We start from the raw sequence: 15203 nt of genomic DNA on the forward strand, positions 1-15203 counted from the left end.
TTTGGATATGGTCGCGCCTCCCTTGAACCAGTGAGACCTGCCATGGCCGCCGACATCCGTTTCCTCGCCGCCGCGATCGCCGCCGAAATCAATGCCAGGCCAGACCAGGTCACCGCTGCCATCGGCCTGATCGATGAAGGTGCGACGATCCCGTTCATTGCCCGCTACCGGAAGGAGGTGACCGGCGGTCTCGACGACACGCAGCTGCGCACCCTGTCGGAGCGGCTTGTCTATTTGCGGGAGCTGGAAGCGCGCCGCACCTCGGTGATCGAGTCGATCGCCTCGCAGGGCAAGATGACGGAGGAGCTGGCAGCACGGCTGGCGAAGGCCGCCACAAAGGCCGAGCTGGAAGACCTCTATCTTCCCTACAAGCCGAAACGGCGCACCCGCGCCGAGATCGCCCGCGAACGAGGCTTGGGCCCGCTTGCGGAAGCGATCTGGGCCGATCGCGCAGCCGATCCGGCGAAGCTTGCGGAACCCTATATCGCTGGAGAGGTGACCGACGTGAAGATGGCGCTGGAAGGTGCCCGCGACATCGTCGCCGAAACGATCTCGGAGAATGCGGATCTCCTCGGCCGACTTCGCCAGCACATGCGCGACCGGGCGCTGTTGCGGGCAAAGGTTGTTGACGGCAAGCAGGAGGCAGGCGCAAAGTTCGCAGACTATTTCGACCATTCCGAACGTTGGGCGACCGCCCCCGGGCACCGGGCGCTCGCCATGCTGCGCGGCTGGAACGAGGAAGTGCTGACACTGGCGATCGAGGTCGACCAGGACGATCCGTCGCCCGTGAAGCCGGCCCAGCGCATCATCGCCGCTGCCTTCGAGATCGGCGAAAGGGGGCCGGCGGACCGCTGGCTGATGGAGGCCGCCGGCTGGACCTGGCGCGTCAAGCTTTCCACCTCACTGTCCCTCGACCTGATGCGCGAGCTGCGCGAACGGGCGGAGGAGGAGGCGATCCACGTCTTCGCCCGTAACCTAAAGGACCTGCTTCTTGCAGCCCCCGCCGGTTCGCGCGCCACCATGGGCCTCGATCCGGGCATCCGCACCGGCGTGAAGGTCGCCGTGGTCGATGGCACCGGCAAGCTCCTCGAAACGACTACGGTCTACCCCTTCCCGCCGCGGAACGACATCCGTGGCACCCAGGCGGAGCTTGCGTCGATGATCCGCAAGCACGGCGTCGAACTCATCGCCATAGGCAACGGCACCGGCAGCCGCGAGACGGAGAAGCTGGTGGCAGACATGCTCGCAAGCCTGCCGGCGCCGAAGCCGACAAAGGTCATCGTATCGGAAGCGGGTGCCTCGGTTTATTCCGCCTCCGAGACCGCTGCAGCCGAATTCCCAACTCTTGATGTCTCGCTCCGCGGCGCCGTTTCCATCGCTCGGCGCCTGCAGGACCCGCTGGCGGAACTCGTGAAGATCGAGCCGAAGTCGATCGGTGTCGGCCAGTATCAGCACGATGTGGACCAGGGGAAGCTGTCGCGCTCGCTGGATGCGGTCGTGGAAGACGCGGTGAATGCCGTCGGCGTCGACCTCAATACGGCGTCCGCACCGCTGCTCTCGCGCGTCTCCGGCCTCAGCCGTTCGATCGCCGAGGCTATCGTCCTGCATCGTGACCAGAACGGACCCTTCGGGAGCCGCAAGGACCTGCTGAAGGTCGCCCGTCTCGGCAACCGCACCTTCGAGCAGGCCGCCGGCTTCCTGCGCATCCCGAATGGCAAGGAGCCGCTGGATGCATCCGCCGTCCATCCGGAAGCCTATGGCGTGGCGAAGAAGATCGTTGCCGCCTGCGGTCGCGACCTGCGCACGCTGATGGGCGACAGCGCCACCTTGAAGAAGCTCGATCCGCGGCAGTTCATCGACGAGCAGTTCGGCCTGCCGACCGTGAAGGACATCCTTGCGGAACTGGAGAAACCGGGACGCGATCCGCGCCCGAGCTTCAAGACCGCAACTTTTGCAGAGGGCGTCGATGAGATCACCGACCTCAAGCCCGGCATGCTCCTGGAGGGCACGGTGACCAATGTTGCCGCCTTCGGCGCCTTCGTCGATATCGGGGTTCACCAGGACGGGTTGGTTCACGTGTCCCAGCTGGCCGATCGCTTCGTGAAGGACCCGCATGAAGTCGTGAAGGCCGGCGATGTCGTAAAGGTGCGCGTGGTCGAGGTGGACGTGAAGCGCAAAAGGATCGCGCTCACCATGCGCAAGGACGGAGGGGAGGCGGCGCCCGCCACGCGTGGTGCCGACCGGAACGTGCAGCGTCCTAGCCCGGCGAAGATGAAAGCGGAACCGAAGGGCGTTTCCTCACAGGGCGCCCTTGGCGCCGCCTTGGCAGAGGCTCTGAAGCGCCGTTAGCAACTTGTTCATGCGTATGAAAGGATGCCGTTCAACCGCGTTGGACGGCATCTGTTTTTGTGTCATCTTTTTTGGCGTTCCTGTGCTTGTAACTCGGGTGAAAGAAATTACTCCTTTTTAAACTGCAAGATAGACTTCGTTCGGAGGTGAATTATGGCCTCGTCCCTGCGTCGACTTCTCGCCAAGATCATCAAGAAGGGCAGGCTGACCGTCAGCGGCCCCGCCGGCTCGCAGGTATTCGGTGACGGAGGCGGGCGAACGGTCGCAATCCGCTTCATCGATACGGAGGCGGAAGAAGAGATCGCCTCGGACCCGCAGCTGAAGCTCGCGGAAGTCTATATGGATGGCCGTCTTCTGTTCGAGGAGGGCGACATCTACGAGCTGCTCGCGATCGTCAAGGACAACACGCTGAGCGAGGTGCTGACACCTGGCATGATATGGCGCGGGCTTCTCCGCATCGCCGGGGCTCGCATAAGGCACGGGGTGCCGATCAACCGCAACCAGCGCAACGTCGCCCACCACTACGACCTCAGCGCGAAGCTCTTCAATCTCTTCCTCGACGAGGACTGGCAGTATTCCTGCGGCTACTTCAATCCGACGGGCATCAGCCTGTACGAGGCGCAGGTCGCCAAGAAGCGGCACATCGCAGCAAAGCTGCTCGCTGAACCGGGGCAGAAGGTTCTCGAGATAGGCTCGGGATGGGGCGGAATGGCCATGTACCTTGCGGAATCCTCCGGCGTCGACGTCACCGGCATCACCTTGAGCCAGGAGCAGCTACGCGTGTCCCGCGACCGGGCCCGGAAGCGCGGGCTTTCGGACCGGGTGCGCTTCGAGCTGCAGGACTATTACTACCTCTCTCCGGGTACGAAATACGACCGCATCGTTTCCGTCGGCATGTTCGAGCATGTGGGCCGACTGAATTTCGGGCGCTACTTCCGAAAGGCGTTCGAGGTCCTGGATGAAGACGGAGTGATGGTCTTGCATTCCATCGGCCAGCCTTACCCCGCCCGCTACAACAGCCCCTTCATCGAGAAATACATCTTCCCGGGGGGCTATATCCCATCGCTGGCGGAAGTGATGCCTGCCGTCGAACGCTCGGGCCTGCTGGTGTCGGACATCGAGATCCTGCCGATGCACTATGCCCATACGTTGCGCCATTGGCGGGAGCGTTTCCTGGCACGGCGCGAGGAGGCGGCTTCGATCTATGACGAGCGCTTCGTGCGGATGTGGGAGTTCTATCTGGCGGGGTCCGAGATGGCCTTTACCCACGAGAACTTCTTCATCTTCCAGATGCAGCTCACCAGGAAGCGCATGACCGTTCCGGACAACCGGGACTACATCGCTGAGCGGGAGGAGCGCCTCAAGTCGTTCGATGCGACCCGTCCGCCGCTTGAACCGGTTACCTTCTAGGGGCGGTCCGGGTCCGTCCCGCCTTGCGGCAGGTCCCGAGGCGGGCTACGACCATTGCATGATGAAGACGGATGATCTCAATGGCCGCGTCTACGACGCGCCTTCCGACAACTGGGTCTATCGCGTCCTGCCGAGGCCGGCATGGCCCTATGCGCAGCTTGCGCGCTGGGACAGGCCGATAGGCTGGCAATTGCTGATGTGGCCTTGCTTCTGGTCGTCGGCGCTCGCCGCCAACGTGGCCGCACGCGGCGAGGAGCTGTCGCTCGGCCTCTTCGTCTTCCATCTGTTCCTGTTCTTCCTGGGATCGGTCGCCATGCGTGGCGCCGGATGCACCTATAACGACCTCGTCGATCATGAGATCGACAATGCGGTTGCCCGGACGCGCTCGCGGCCGCTCCCCTCGGGGCGGGTGAGCCGTTTCGAGGCCAAGGTCTTCCTCGTCCTACAGGCGCTGGTCGGGTTGCTTGTGCTGCTTCAGTTCAACGGCTTCGCGATCCTGCTGGGCATCCTGTCGCTGGCAGTCGTCGCGATCTACCCGTTTGCCAAGCGATTTACCGACTGGCCGCAGTTCTTCCTGGGGCTCGCCTTTTCCTGGGGCGCGCTGATGGGATGGGCCGGCTTGTTCGGGAGCCTGTCCTGGGCGCCGGTCCTGCTCTACCTGGGGTCGGTCGCCTGGACGATTGGCTACGACACGATCTATGCGCACCAGGACAAGGAAGACGACGCACTCGTCGGAGTACGCTCCACCGCGCGTTTGTTCGGCGCCAACACGAAAGCCTGGCTGGCCGGCCTCTACGGACTGACGCTGGTGCTCCTGCTTGCCGCATATGCCGGAGCAAATGTCGGCTTCATCGCCTACCTGGGCCTGTTCGTGGCTGCGGTCATGTTCGCCTGGCAGATCCTCGTCCTCGATATCGACAATCCGGACCAGTGCCTGCAGCTCTTCAAGTTCAACACGCGGGTCGGCGCGGTCATTTTCACCGGCCTCGTTCTGGCGCTGCCGTTCGCCTGAAACGCAGGAACCCGGCTTGTGGCCGGGCACCAGCATCAGCGCGGGGCGGCGGTGGATCGGCTAGCGTCGCGCGATGATCTCCTTGCCCTCGATCTTCATCGTCACGCCGAGCTTTCCCGTGGAGCGACGAACCAGGAAGCGCGGACGGCGGGCAGCGAAATAGGAATGACGGCGGCGAGGCCTTGCCTCATGCGTCCGCACTTCGCCCAGATGGTTTTCGAGCGGCCGGGCGATGCCGTCTGCCTCGACCATCAGCATCGGAATGCGGAAGGCCTCGGACCAACTGCGCCAGTCGGCCGCGATGTCGCAGAGGTCATGGGCGACGAGAAGCGGAATGCAGAGTTCCGGATCTTCGTGATGCAGTTCCAGCGTGACGGTGACCTCTCCGTCGCCGTGGTCGATGGCGCGTGCGGCGACACCCTTGAAGGCGCGGGCGGGAAGGGCGAATGAAAGGGGCAGTCCGCTCGATGGCAGCGTCTTGCGCAGGACTGCCCCCCGCGAGTCGATGGTGATCACGACATCGCCGGAGGTGTCGCGCAGGGCATAGGTGACTTGCTGCGGAAAGCGCGAGGGGTCGAGCCTGAGCGTGGAGCCTGCCCAGGCAGGCTTCAGAACCGTGTTTGTCATCGTGTATGCTACCCTTGTTTTACCTGAGAGCCGTTTCCGGTTTCTCCTGCGGGACTTTTGTCCTCTGATGGGCAAACCATACGGGCCGCTCTGTGCGAGACGGCTTAAAAATCGCGGTTAAGGAAGTTTTGCCTCGGCGAATGGTTATCAAACGCCAATCCTGCTCGGTTTCCAGAAGGTGAACACGTTCTCTTGCGTGCACGTCGGGACGCAAAAGCCCCGGGCAAGCAAGGTCGGGCATGCTGCTGTCGGCAATATTGCGACCGGAGTGCCCGTCCATGGTTTCGACATATCTCAGCTACGACCTCGTCAACCGCGACATGTTCAAGACCCTGCAGCGTGTCGCAAGTCAGGACATGGTGGCGCGGGACGCGGCTTATTATGCGGAAAACATTGGGAAGGTGACGTCGATCGATGAATTTCTCGACGACTACCGGCTGTTCTCCTACGCCATGAAGGCCCATGGCCTCGAGGAGATGACCTATGCCAAGGCCTTCATGAAGAAGGTGCTGGAAAGCGACCTCAGCGACCCGAACAGCTACGCCAATCTGCTCACTGACGACCGGTACAAGAAATTCGCAGCCGCCTTCAATTTCTCCTCAAGCGACACGGCGATTGCGCAGTCGGCCGCGCAGCAGGAGGAGATACTCGGCCTTTACGACCAGAGCATCATCGCTACCCAGGACAAGGTGGCGGAGGAGACGCGCTACTACACGGCCATGATGGCGCAGGTCGATCATGTGGATGACATCCTGAGCAATGACAGGCTGCGCCGATACCTCTTCGAGTCGCTGGGAATAGATGACAGCGTCTATTCGTATCAGGTCGTCCGGAGCGCCATGAGCAGCGACAAGGATGATCCTGCCAGCTACACCAACACCGTGCTCAAGGATCAGATGACCTATCTGACGGCCAAGCTGTCGACGGCCCAGGCGGAACTCGCTGCCCTTGGTACCAATTCCAAGGAGCATGTGGACAAGAAGGCATCCCTCAAGCTGGAGATCGCCGGCTACCAGAAGGTCATCAAGTCAACCCAGGCCCACATCGATCTCGCTGGAGCGTTCGAATTTGCCGTCGACGGCACATCGGCGAAGGGTTCTGCACAGACCGAACAACAGCTGGAGGCGATCACCGACCTCTACCTGCTCAGCCGGCCGCGCCAGACGCAGGCCTCGGCGCTTCGCGAACGGGATTATTTCGAGGAGAAGATCCCGACGGTCACCAGTGTCGATGGTCTGCTGGACGATCCGCGACTTTACGATTACGTCCGCAAGGCGTTCGACCTCAACGAGCTTTTCGTGGTCAAGTCGACGCTGGAGCAGATCCTGACCAGCGACCTATCGGATCCGAACAGCTATGCCAATCTCTACGGCAAGGATCGGCCTCAGTACCTGGAGCTTGCGAACGCCTTCAACTTCAACACCGATGGCAGCCTCGATGGACTGGTCGCACAGACCGCCGCGCAGACGTCGCTGACGTCGAACCATTACTTCAGCCGCTATGACGACAAGCAGGAAGAGGCGGACGAAAAGGCGATCAAGCTCTACAAGTCGGAGATGGCGGCGGTGAAGTCTGTTGAGGATTTCCTGTCGGACAAGGCGATCTATGGCTTTGCCCTGCAGGCTGTGGGACTGGATCCAGACTCGGTCTCTCTGCTGACGCTCAAGAACGTGCTCAAGAGCGACCTTTCCGACCCCAAGAGCTACGTCTACCGCCTGAAGGACGAACGCTACCTGACTCTGGCGCAGGCCTTCAATTTCACCAGGGACGGCGGAATCACTGCTCCGGTCCAGGCTCAGTCGATGGCAACCATCACCGAGACTGCCAAGGCCTACATCGTCGAGCAGACCCGCTTTCTTCGCGACGACGAGAAGGAGGCGGCGCGCAAGAAGGCGGACGCCGAATCGAGCTACTACACGCAGACAATGGCCAGCATAAAGACGCTCAGCGAATTCCTGGGCGATCGCCGCCTGGTCGATTTCGTGCTGACGGCGAAGGGGATCGACCCATCAACCGCGACGGACGACTTCCTCAAGCAGATATTCACGTCGGACCTGAACGATCCCAAGAGCTTCGTGAATCAGTATCCCGACAGGAGTTATGCGGAGCTTCTGGGCTCCTTCAACTTCGACGAGAACGGGAATCTTGATCGCGACTTGCATACGACCGTGCAAGGGCGAGGCAAGGTGCTGGAAACGCAGAACCTCTATCTTCGGCAAACCCTCGAAATTGAACGAGGCGAGGAGAACGCCGGGGTGCGGCTTGCTCTCTACTTCGAGCGGATGGTCGATACAGTCACCGACGCCTACAGTATCCTGGGTGACGAGGCCCTGATGGAGTTCTTCAGGGTAACCTTCAGCCTGCCCAGCGAAATCGGTGCCATGGACATTGATCAGCAGGCGAAGATCGTCGAGAAGAACCTCGACCTGAACGACCTCAAGGATCCGGACAAGGTTCGCAAGATGATCCAGCGTTTCACCATCATGTATGACCTCGAGAACGGCGTGACCGGGCCCTCGCCGGTCGACATACTGACGGGAAGCGGCGCCTATACCGGCATCAGCGCCGATACATTGTGGGCCTTGTCTCAGGTTCGTCGCTAGGACCGCAACAACACGCCGCCCATGTCATTCGATTGCGATGACCTTGCCAGGATTCATGATGTTGGCGGGGTCGAAGGCGCGCTTGATGCGACGCATCAGATCTATCTCGATTGCTGGGCGGATTCGGGCCAGCTCATCGCGTTTCAATTGACCGATGCCGTGTTCGGCAGAGATCGAGCCATTGAGCGATAACACGATCCCGTGGACGATCTCGTTGATCTCGTGCCACCGGGCCAGGAAGGCACCCTTGTCGGCACCGACGGGCTGGGAGATGTTGTAGTGAATGTTGCCGTCGCCCAGATGGCCGAACGCGCAGATGCGGGCGCCTGGGATGGCGCCCATGACCGCCGCGTCCGCCGCCTCCATGAAGCGCGGGATGCTCGAGACCGGAACGGAGACATCGTGCTTGATCGACCCCCCCTCTGGTTTCTGCGCATCCGACATGCTCTCGCGCATGTGCCAGAGCGCCTTCTGCTGCGCTACAGAGTTGGCGATAACGGCATCCCGCACGAGCCCCGTCTCCAGGCCCCATTCCAGCAGTGCATGGACCATGGTTTCGGCAGTCTCGGCCGAGTCGGATGTGGAGATGTCGATCAGCGCGTACCAGGGATGCGGCTCCGAGAGGGGATCGCGAACGCCTTCGATATGACGCGTGGTGAACTCGACCCCGAGACGGGGCATGAGTTCGAACCCGGTCAACGATGTCCCGCAGAGGTTCGATGCCTTCTCGAAGAGGTGCAGAGCATCGGCTGGTGAAGTCAGGCCGGCGAGCGCGACCTGCCGGCCGACCGGCTGCGGGAAGAGCTTCAACACGGCGCCGGTAATGATGCCGAGTGTTCCTTCTGCGCCGATAAAGAGGTCGCGGAGGTCGTAACCGGTATTGTCCTTCTTCAGCCGCCGCATGCCGTCCCAGATTTCGCCCGTCGGCAGCACCACTTCGAGACCGAGGCAAAGCTGGCGCATGTTGCCATAGGCGAGGACGGCCGTGCCGCCGGCATTTGTGGAGAGATTGCCGCCGATGCGGCAGGAGCCCTCCGACCCGAGCGAAAGCGGAAAGAGGCGCTGGACGGATTCGGCCGCGTGCTGGACCTCCGCAAGGATGGCACCGCCCTCCGCGGCAAGAACATTTGCCACGGGATCGACATCCAGGATGCGGTTCATGCGCTCGAGGGAAAGGATCAGGTCAGTCCCGCTCTCGCGTGGCACCTGTCCTCCGACAAGGCCGGTATTGCCGGTCTGGGGAACGATCGGCGTCCGAGTCTCGGTAGCTAGCTGGAGAATATCGGCGACTTCGCGGGTAGAGCCCGGTTTGAGGATCATCGGGGAGGCGCCCCGGTACAGGCCGCGGTTCTCGACGAGGCGAGGCGCAATGTCCTCCGCGCTGCGCAGCACGTTGGCCGGCCCGACGACCGCCGCAAAGCGGCTAAGAATGTCCGAAGAAATGCCGGGCAAGTCCATACGCGCGCTCCCTGGCTAGCTTCGTGGCGCGGCGGCGCGCGCGAGCCGATCGTTGATGGCCTCGCCCAGACCTTCGTTCGGGACTGCTGCGACGGCGATGCCGCGCGGCCTGATCGCATCTGCCTTCTTCAGATAGTCGAAGAGGTTGGCTGCGGCTTCCGCCAGGTCACCTGCGGGGCTGAGGTCGAAGAGGGCGGCGGCCTCGTTCTGCCCGGCAACCTCTTGGTTGCCGAAGCAGATCAGTGCTTCATCTGGCCCTACGGCGACCGCATTCAGCCTGACCGGCGCGCCGGGGGCGTAATGCGAAGCCAGCATCCCGGGCGCCTCGATCGTCGCGGTCGGCGCTTCCTGGCGAACGATCGGCAGCCTGGTCACGGCTTCGATCTGCTCGGCGGAGACCCCGCCTGGGCGCAGAAGCCGGACCGTGTTTCCCTCGACGCAGAGGATGGTTGATTCAACGCCGACAGGTGCTGCCCCACCGTCGATGATCAGTGCCAGCTTCTCACCCAGGTCCTCTGCGACGTGCTGCGCGCTCGTAGGGCTCACCTTCCCGGATGTGTTGGCGCTCGGGGCAGCAAGGGGCCTGCCGAGCCGGCGGATCACCGAGCCCGCAAAACCAACCGGAACCCGCACGCCCACCGTAGCGAGACCGGCGGTCGCCAGCGGGTGGATGGGCGTCCCCTCCTTCAGGGGCAGGATCAATGTCAGTGGGCCGGGCCAGAAATGCTCGGCGAGGCGTTGGGAGACCGGGTCGAACAGCGCGTGCTGCTCGGCCATGGCGAAATCCGCCATGTGGCAGATCAGCGGATTGAAACGGGGGCGCCCCTTGGTTTCGTAGATCCGTGTCAGGGCGAGCGGATTGGTCGCGTCCGCCGCAAGGCCATAGACGGTCTCCGTAGGAAGGGCCACGGGCAGACCTTCGCGCAGCGTGTCCACAGCCGCGTGCAGGGCGTCTTCCTCATCGCTTCGCAGATGGATGATCCTGGCCGTCATGTGCGTGTCCTAACGCGTAATCGCCCGCGTCGGCAATGCAAAAGCTCGGGGCCTAGAGCTTTTTGATCATCGTCCGGAGTGACTGGCTTGGGGCCCCGAGAAGAAGAAGGTTCTTCATGGCTTCGCGGGGATTTGCGGTACGGAACAGGAGACCATCCTTCCGCATCGATCGATCTATGCGGAGTGTGTCGCCCGCCGCCTTTTCATAGGCGACGGCGAAATACATCCGCACATTACCGCTACGGATATTCTCGAAGAAGGGATAGCTCTCGCTAATGTCGGAGGAGAAATTGGCGATGTAGAAGGACCAGTGGACAGGCCCTCTCTGCGCAAATCGGGTGCTCGCCGTCGTGACATGGCAATAGCCGAGATGAGGGATTTCCTCGAACGCCCTGGAGAATATAACCTTTGGGAAGCGTATCGCTTCATGGAAGGCGTTGAGCCTCTCATGGGTCGTCTCGCCCGCCCGCACCAGCTTCCTGTTGGTTCTTTCGGCGACTTCCTCGAAGCTCAGGTAGCGCTTTGTCTCGCGATCCCAGGTCGGCGCGGTACGATCGATCCTGCCCGTCCGCAGGAACTCGGAATGATGTGCCGCGCTGGTCGCGGAAAGGCGCCGCGGCGCCTGGTTCTGGTAGTAACGCCGCTTCGCACTTGCCTGCACCGTTTGCTTCCCTCGGTCTTGCGTCGGCGCAGATGGTAGCGAGCTATGGTTAATCATGCGTATCGGAGCGCTGGAACCCTGCCGGACCGCACGGGAACGAACAGGCGCTTCCTCCGTTTTTCCGCCGATCGAAGGAAAAGAGGAGACAGCCAACCATGGGTAAGTTCAAGTTTCGCCTGACGACGATGGTAGCGGCGCTTGCCGTGACCGTGACCACCTATGTGCCGGTCCAGGCGATGCCGTTGCCGGCCGCCCCGGCCGCGAGCGCGCAGGGACTCGTCACCGACGTGCAGTACCGTGACCGCTGGGAACGCCGCTACGATCGCCGATGGGACCGCCGGGAGGCTCGCCGCGACTACCGCCGCGGCTATCGGGCGGGCTACTATAACGGATACCGCGGCTATCGGGAGCGTCGACCGGGATACCGCTACTACAACGGCTTCTGGTTCCCGCTGGCCGCCTTCACCGCAGGTGCGATCATCGGCGGTGGGGCTCAGGCCCGGCCGAGTGGTGGCCACAGCGCGCGCCATTACCAGTGGTGCGAAAGCCGCTATCGCTCCTATCGCGCCTCCGACAACACGTTTCAGCCGTATAACGGGCCGCGTCGCCAATGCAACTCGCCCTACTCCTGATATAGTTGCGTATGCCACGATGAGCCGCTCCCTTGGGGGCGGCTTGTCTCGTTTGACAGGTTTAACTGTGCTTGGCGTTAACTCGGGGTTCAGCTTGCCTTCACTATGAGTTTGCTGATCCATGGATACCCGGCAGCCGTGCTGGTCGACGGGAGCGGAATTCAACTTCAACGGAGAAGAAGATGAAAGAGCTGTTCAGAAAAGTCGCGATCGCCGCCCTCGCGGCAGCTGTCGTCGGTACGGGTTTCATGCCCGCCCAGGCCGCCATGCCAAGTGTGGCAAACCCGGCGGCAAAGATAGAAGCGAAATCGGATGTAACCGAAGTCCGCCACCGCGGTTACCGTCGCGGCTATTACCATGGGCATCGCGGCTACCGGCATCATCGCCCCGGCTACCGCTACCATGACGGCTACTGGTTTCCCCTCGCAGCGTTCGGTGCAGGCGCCCTGATCGGCGGCGCTATCGCGGCACAGCCCCGCTATGTCGAGCCGGCTCCGGCGTACCGCGCCAGCGGCCTGAACCCGCGCCACTATGACTGGTGCCATGCCCGGTACCGGTCCTATGACGCCTATTCCAATACCTTTCAGCCCTATCATGGCCCGCGCCAGACCTGCTACTCGCCCTATTACTGAGCTGGCAAGCTGATCCTGCTCAGAGAAGAAGAAGCCCGTCCGGCGTCCGCCCGACGGGCTTTTTGCTGTCTGTTTCTGCGTAGCTAGGAGCCAGCTCCATTGACAATCAGATTTACGTTTACGTAAAAAGCAGGGAGTTTCTTGCCGGGCCCGCCCCCGGCCGTCCATGAGGAGGATGCAGCATGTACAAGGCTCCGGTCGAGGAGATTTCCTTCACCCTGAATCATGTCGTCGGACTTTCGGGAGCGATCGACGCAGGCAGGCTCGGTGATCTCTCGCAGGATCTGGTTGATGCCATCCTTGAAGAGGCCGGCCGCTTTGCTACCAACGAGATGGCACCTCTCGGCGAGGTCGGCGACCGGCAGGGAGCCCGCATCTCCGATGGTGCGGTCACCACACCGGACGGCTGGGCCGATCTCTACCGCAATTGGCGGGAAGGTGGCTGGAACGGCCTTACCGGTCCGGAAGCCTATGGCGGCCAGAATCTGCCGCACATGCTGAACGTTGCCGCGCTGGAGATGTGGAACTCGGCCTCCATGGCCTTCGCCCTCGCACCGACCCTCACCATGGGCGCCATTGAGGCGCTCGACAAGCACGGCAGCGACGAACTCAAGGCAATCTATCTTGAGAAGCTTGTCTCCGGCGAATGGACCGGGACCATGAATCTGACGGAGCCGCATGCCGGTTCCGACCTCGGTGTGCTCAAGACCCGCGCCGAACGCCGCGACGATGGAAGCTACCGGATCTTCGGCCAGAAGATCTACATCACCTGGGGCGAGCACGACGCGGCGGATAACATCATCCATCTGGTGCTGGCGCGCCTTCCGGATGCGCCCGCCGGCACGCGCGGCATATCGCTTTTCCTGGTGCCGAAGTTCCTCGTCAACGAGGATGGCTCGCTCGGCGCCCGCAACGACGTCTTCTGCCACTCGATCGAACACAAGCTTGGCATCCACGGCTCGCCGACCTGTACGATGATCTACGGCGATGGCAAGTTCGGTGAAGAGAAGGGCGCGATCGGCTGGCTGGTTGGCGAGGAGAACAAGGGCCTCGCCTGCATGTTCACCATGATGAACAACGCCCGTCTCGCCGTCGGCATGCAGGGTGTCGCAATCGCCGAGGCGGCCACCCAGAAGGCCATTGAATATGCCCGGGAGCGCACTCAGGGCAAGGCGCCCGGCTGGACGGGAAGCGGCATGAGCCCGATCATCGAGCATCCCGACGTGGCGCGCATGCTGCTGACGATGAAGGCGCTGACCCAGGGCTCCCGCGCCATCTGCTACGCCTGTGCCCACGCCATCGACATGGCCCATCATAGCCAGGGCGACGAGGCCAAGGCCTGGAGCGAGCGCGCCGCACTCCTGACGCCGATCGCCAAGTCCTTCGCCACCGATGCGGGCGTGGACGTCGCGTCCCTCGGGATTCAGGTGCATGGGGGAATGGGTTTCATCGAGGAAACCGGCGCCGCCCGCTATCTTCGGGATGCGCGGATCGCTCCGATCTATGAGGGCACCAACGGTATCCAGGCGATCGACCTCGTGACCCGCAAGCTGCCGCTCTCTGGCGGTGGCCAGGTCGGCGGCTTCATCGCCGAGTTGAAAGAAGTCGCTGAGCGCGTCGCCTCGTCCAACGAACCAGCCTTCGGCAGGACGGCTGAGGGCCTGCAGGCGGCGATCAGCGATCTGGAGGCGGCGACGGAATGGCTCTTGAAGGCGCAGGCAGAAGGCCGCGTGGCCGAGGCGCTCGCAGGTGCCACGCCGTATCAGCGCCTCTTTGGCCTGGTGCTGACCGGCGTCTATCTCGCAAAGGGGGCTCTTGCGCCTGCGGAGGATGGCAAGGGGGCACACCGCATTGCACTCTGCCGCTTTGCTGTGGAGAACCTGCTGCCTGAAACGGCGGCGCTGAACCGCCAGGTCATCGAAGGGGCTGCCAGCCTCGAAGCGGCCCGCGGCGTTCTGGCCTGAGGAGAGATGCCATGAGTGACAACCATATTCTCGTCGAGCGGCCCGACACGCAGCCGGGCGTTCTCCTCATCCGCCTCAACCGGCCGGAGAAGAAGAACGCCATCACCACGGCCATGTATGCCCGCATGACAGAAGCCCTACATGAGGCGGACAATGACGCCGAGATCCGCGCGGTTGCCTTCCTCGGGACCGACAACTGCTTTTCAGCCGGCAATGACATGGCAGATTTCCTCACCTATGCCATGGGTGGCGGCGGTAGGCCATCGGCCGCCGATTTCCTCCAGGCACTCGCCACCTGCGACAAGCCCATGGTCTCCGGCGTCGACGGCCTAGCCATCGGCATTGGTACGACAATTCACCTGCACTGTGACATGACGATCGCCTCCAATCGCAGCCTCTTCCGCACGCCGTTCGTCGACCTCGCGCTGGTGCCGGAGGCTGCCTCTAGTCTCATCGCGCCGCGGGTGATGGGATACCAGCGAGCCTTCGCACTGCTCGCCGCAGGCGAGAGCTTTTCCGCTGAACAGGCCCGCGAGGCCGGCATAGTCTGGAAGATCGTCTCATCGGACGCTGTCGAGGCCGAGACGCTTGCGCTGGCCGCAAACCTCGCCGCCAAGCCTCCCCATGCCATGAAGATCGCCCGCAACCTCATCCGCGGCAATGGCGACGATGTGCTGGCGCGCATGGACGAGGAACTGGTGCACTTCACGGCGCAGCTCCGCAGCGCCGAGGCCCGGGCAGCTTTCGAGGCATTCATGCGCCGCTAAAGCCGGCGCACCGGCTTAATTTTAGGCTATTCTTAATATCATTGTTCCTAACTGGGCGCAGGGCATGGGAGGTGCCCTTGCGCATGATGCGCCGT

General features: G+C 62.7%; 12 protein-coding genes. 8 read left to right on the forward strand and 4 right to left on the reverse strand.

Annotated features, from left to right (window positions below; genetic code table 11):
* Positions 1-42: 42 nt before the first annotated feature.
* The 3 genes from FN060_RS22065 (at position 43) to ubiA (ending at position 4771) form a co-directional block, all read left to right on the forward strand.
* Complete coding sequence (locus tag FN060_RS22065) at positions 43-2349, forward strand: Tex family protein (RefSeq protein WP_142590054.1); 2307 nt, start codon at positions 43-45, stop codon at positions 2347-2349.
* A 153-nt stretch (positions 2350-2502) separates the two neighbouring features.
* On the forward strand, positions 2503-3759 hold the full coding sequence (locus FN060_RS22070) for a cyclopropane fatty acid synthase (protein ID WP_142590055.1): 1257 nt from the start codon (positions 2503-2505) through the stop codon (positions 3757-3759).
* Positions 3760-3817: 58 nt separating this feature from the next.
* Positions 3818-4771 carry a 4-hydroxybenzoate octaprenyltransferase gene (gene ubiA / locus FN060_RS22075; protein WP_142590056.1) on the forward strand — a complete coding sequence of 318 codons (954 nt, stop codon included), beginning with the start codon at positions 3818-3820 and terminating at the stop codon, positions 4769-4771.
* A gap of 60 nt (positions 4772-4831) precedes the next feature.
* Here ubiA and FN060_RS22080 read toward each other — a convergent pair whose 3' ends face one another.
* Positions 4832-5398, reverse strand: a complete 567-nt coding sequence (locus tag FN060_RS22080) for a DUF6101 family protein (RefSeq protein ID WP_142590057.1) — start codon at positions 5396-5398, stop codon at positions 4832-4834.
* A 278-nt stretch (positions 5399-5676) separates the two neighbouring features.
* Between FN060_RS22080 and FN060_RS22085 the strand changes: the two genes are divergently transcribed.
* Positions 5677-8001 carry a DUF1217 domain-containing protein gene (locus FN060_RS22085; RefSeq protein ID WP_142590058.1) on the forward strand — a complete coding sequence of 775 codons (2325 nt, stop codon included), beginning with the start codon at positions 5677-5679 and terminating at the stop codon, positions 7999-8001.
* Between the two features lie 24 nt (positions 8002-8025).
* Here the strand turns inward: FN060_RS22085 and FN060_RS22090 are convergent, their stop codons facing one another.
* From FN060_RS22090 to FN060_RS22100, 3 genes are read right to left on the reverse strand one after another with little or no spacing between them, the layout of a single operon-like run.
* The gene (locus FN060_RS22090) at positions 8026-9459 is read right to left on the reverse strand and encodes an FAD-binding oxidoreductase (protein ID WP_142590059.1); all 1434 of its coding nucleotides are present in this window, start codon (positions 9457-9459) and stop codon (positions 8026-8028) included.
* A 15-nt stretch (positions 9460-9474) separates the two neighbouring features.
* Positions 9475-10452, reverse strand: coding sequence for an L-threonylcarbamoyladenylate synthase (locus tag FN060_RS22095; RefSeq protein ID WP_142590060.1), 978 nt, complete (start codon positions 10450-10452; stop codon positions 9475-9477).
* A 52-nt stretch (positions 10453-10504) separates the two neighbouring features.
* Positions 10505-11113, reverse strand: a complete 609-nt coding sequence (locus tag FN060_RS22100; protein ID WP_142590061.1) for a DUF6656 family protein — start codon at positions 11111-11113, stop codon at positions 10505-10507.
* 155 nt (positions 11114-11268) lie between these two features.
* Here FN060_RS22100 and FN060_RS22105 point away from each other — a divergent pair, with 155 nt between their 5' ends.
* The 4 genes from FN060_RS22105 (at position 11269) to FN060_RS22120 (ending at position 15108) form a co-directional block, all read left to right on the forward strand.
* Positions 11269-11745 (forward strand): BA14K family protein, encoded by a 477-nt coding sequence (locus FN060_RS22105; protein WP_142590062.1) that lies wholly within the window; start codon positions 11269-11271, stop codon positions 11743-11745.
* A 182-nt stretch (positions 11746-11927) separates the two neighbouring features.
* Positions 11928-12377, forward strand: a complete 450-nt coding sequence (locus FN060_RS22110; protein ID WP_142590063.1) for a BA14K family protein — start codon at positions 11928-11930, stop codon at positions 12375-12377.
* A gap of 182 nt (positions 12378-12559) precedes the next feature.
* Positions 12560-14341: an acyl-CoA dehydrogenase family protein gene (locus tag FN060_RS22115; RefSeq protein WP_142590064.1), complete on the forward strand. Its 1782-nt coding sequence runs from the start codon at positions 12560-12562 to the stop codon at positions 14339-14341.
* A gap of 11 nt (positions 14342-14352) precedes the next feature.
* Positions 14353-15108 carry a crotonase/enoyl-CoA hydratase family protein gene (locus FN060_RS22120; protein ID WP_142590065.1) on the forward strand — a complete coding sequence of 252 codons (756 nt, stop codon included), beginning with the start codon at positions 14353-14355 and terminating at the stop codon, positions 15106-15108.
* The last annotated feature ends 95 nt before the right edge of the window (positions 15109-15203 follow it).

Source organism: Pseudorhizobium halotolerans, from assembly GCF_902153235.2.
In the GTDB taxonomy this organism is placed as follows: domain Bacteria; phylum Pseudomonadota; class Alphaproteobacteria; order Rhizobiales; family Rhizobiaceae; genus Neorhizobium; species Neorhizobium flavum.

Coding starts and splice junctions, on each gene's coding strand:
- FN060_RS22070 (WP_142590055.1), top strand. CDS start 2,503: ATGGCCTCGTCCCTGCGTCGACTTCTCGCCAAGATCATCAAGAAGGGC.
- FN060_RS22105 (WP_142590062.1), top strand. CDS start 11,269: ATGGGTAAGTTCAAGTTTCGCCTGACGACGATGGTAGCGGCGCTTGCC.
- FN060_RS22080 (WP_142590057.1), bottom strand. CDS start 5,398: ATGACAAACACGGTTCTGAAGCCTGCCTGGGCAGGCTCCACGCTCAGG.
- FN060_RS22115 (WP_142590064.1), top strand. CDS start 12,560: ATGTACAAGGCTCCGGTCGAGGAGATTTCCTTCACCCTGAATCATGTC.
- ubiA (WP_142590056.1), top strand. CDS start 3,818: ATGATGAAGACGGATGATCTCAATGGCCGCGTCTACGACGCGCCTTCC.
- FN060_RS22095 (WP_142590060.1), bottom strand. CDS start 10,452: ATGACGGCCAGGATCATCCATCTGCGAAGCGATGAGGAAGACGCCCTG.
- FN060_RS22090 (WP_142590059.1), bottom strand. CDS start 9,459: ATGGACTTGCCCGGCATTTCTTCGGACATTCTTAGCCGCTTTGCGGCG.
- FN060_RS22110 (WP_142590063.1), top strand. CDS start 11,928: ATGAAAGAGCTGTTCAGAAAAGTCGCGATCGCCGCCCTCGCGGCAGCT.
- FN060_RS22065 (WP_142590054.1), top strand. CDS start 43: ATGGCCGCCGACATCCGTTTCCTCGCCGCCGCGATCGCCGCCGAAATC.
- FN060_RS22085 (WP_142590058.1), top strand. CDS start 5,677: ATGGTTTCGACATATCTCAGCTACGACCTCGTCAACCGCGACATGTTC.
- FN060_RS22120 (WP_142590065.1), top strand. CDS start 14,353: ATGAGTGACAACCATATTCTCGTCGAGCGGCCCGACACGCAGCCGGGC.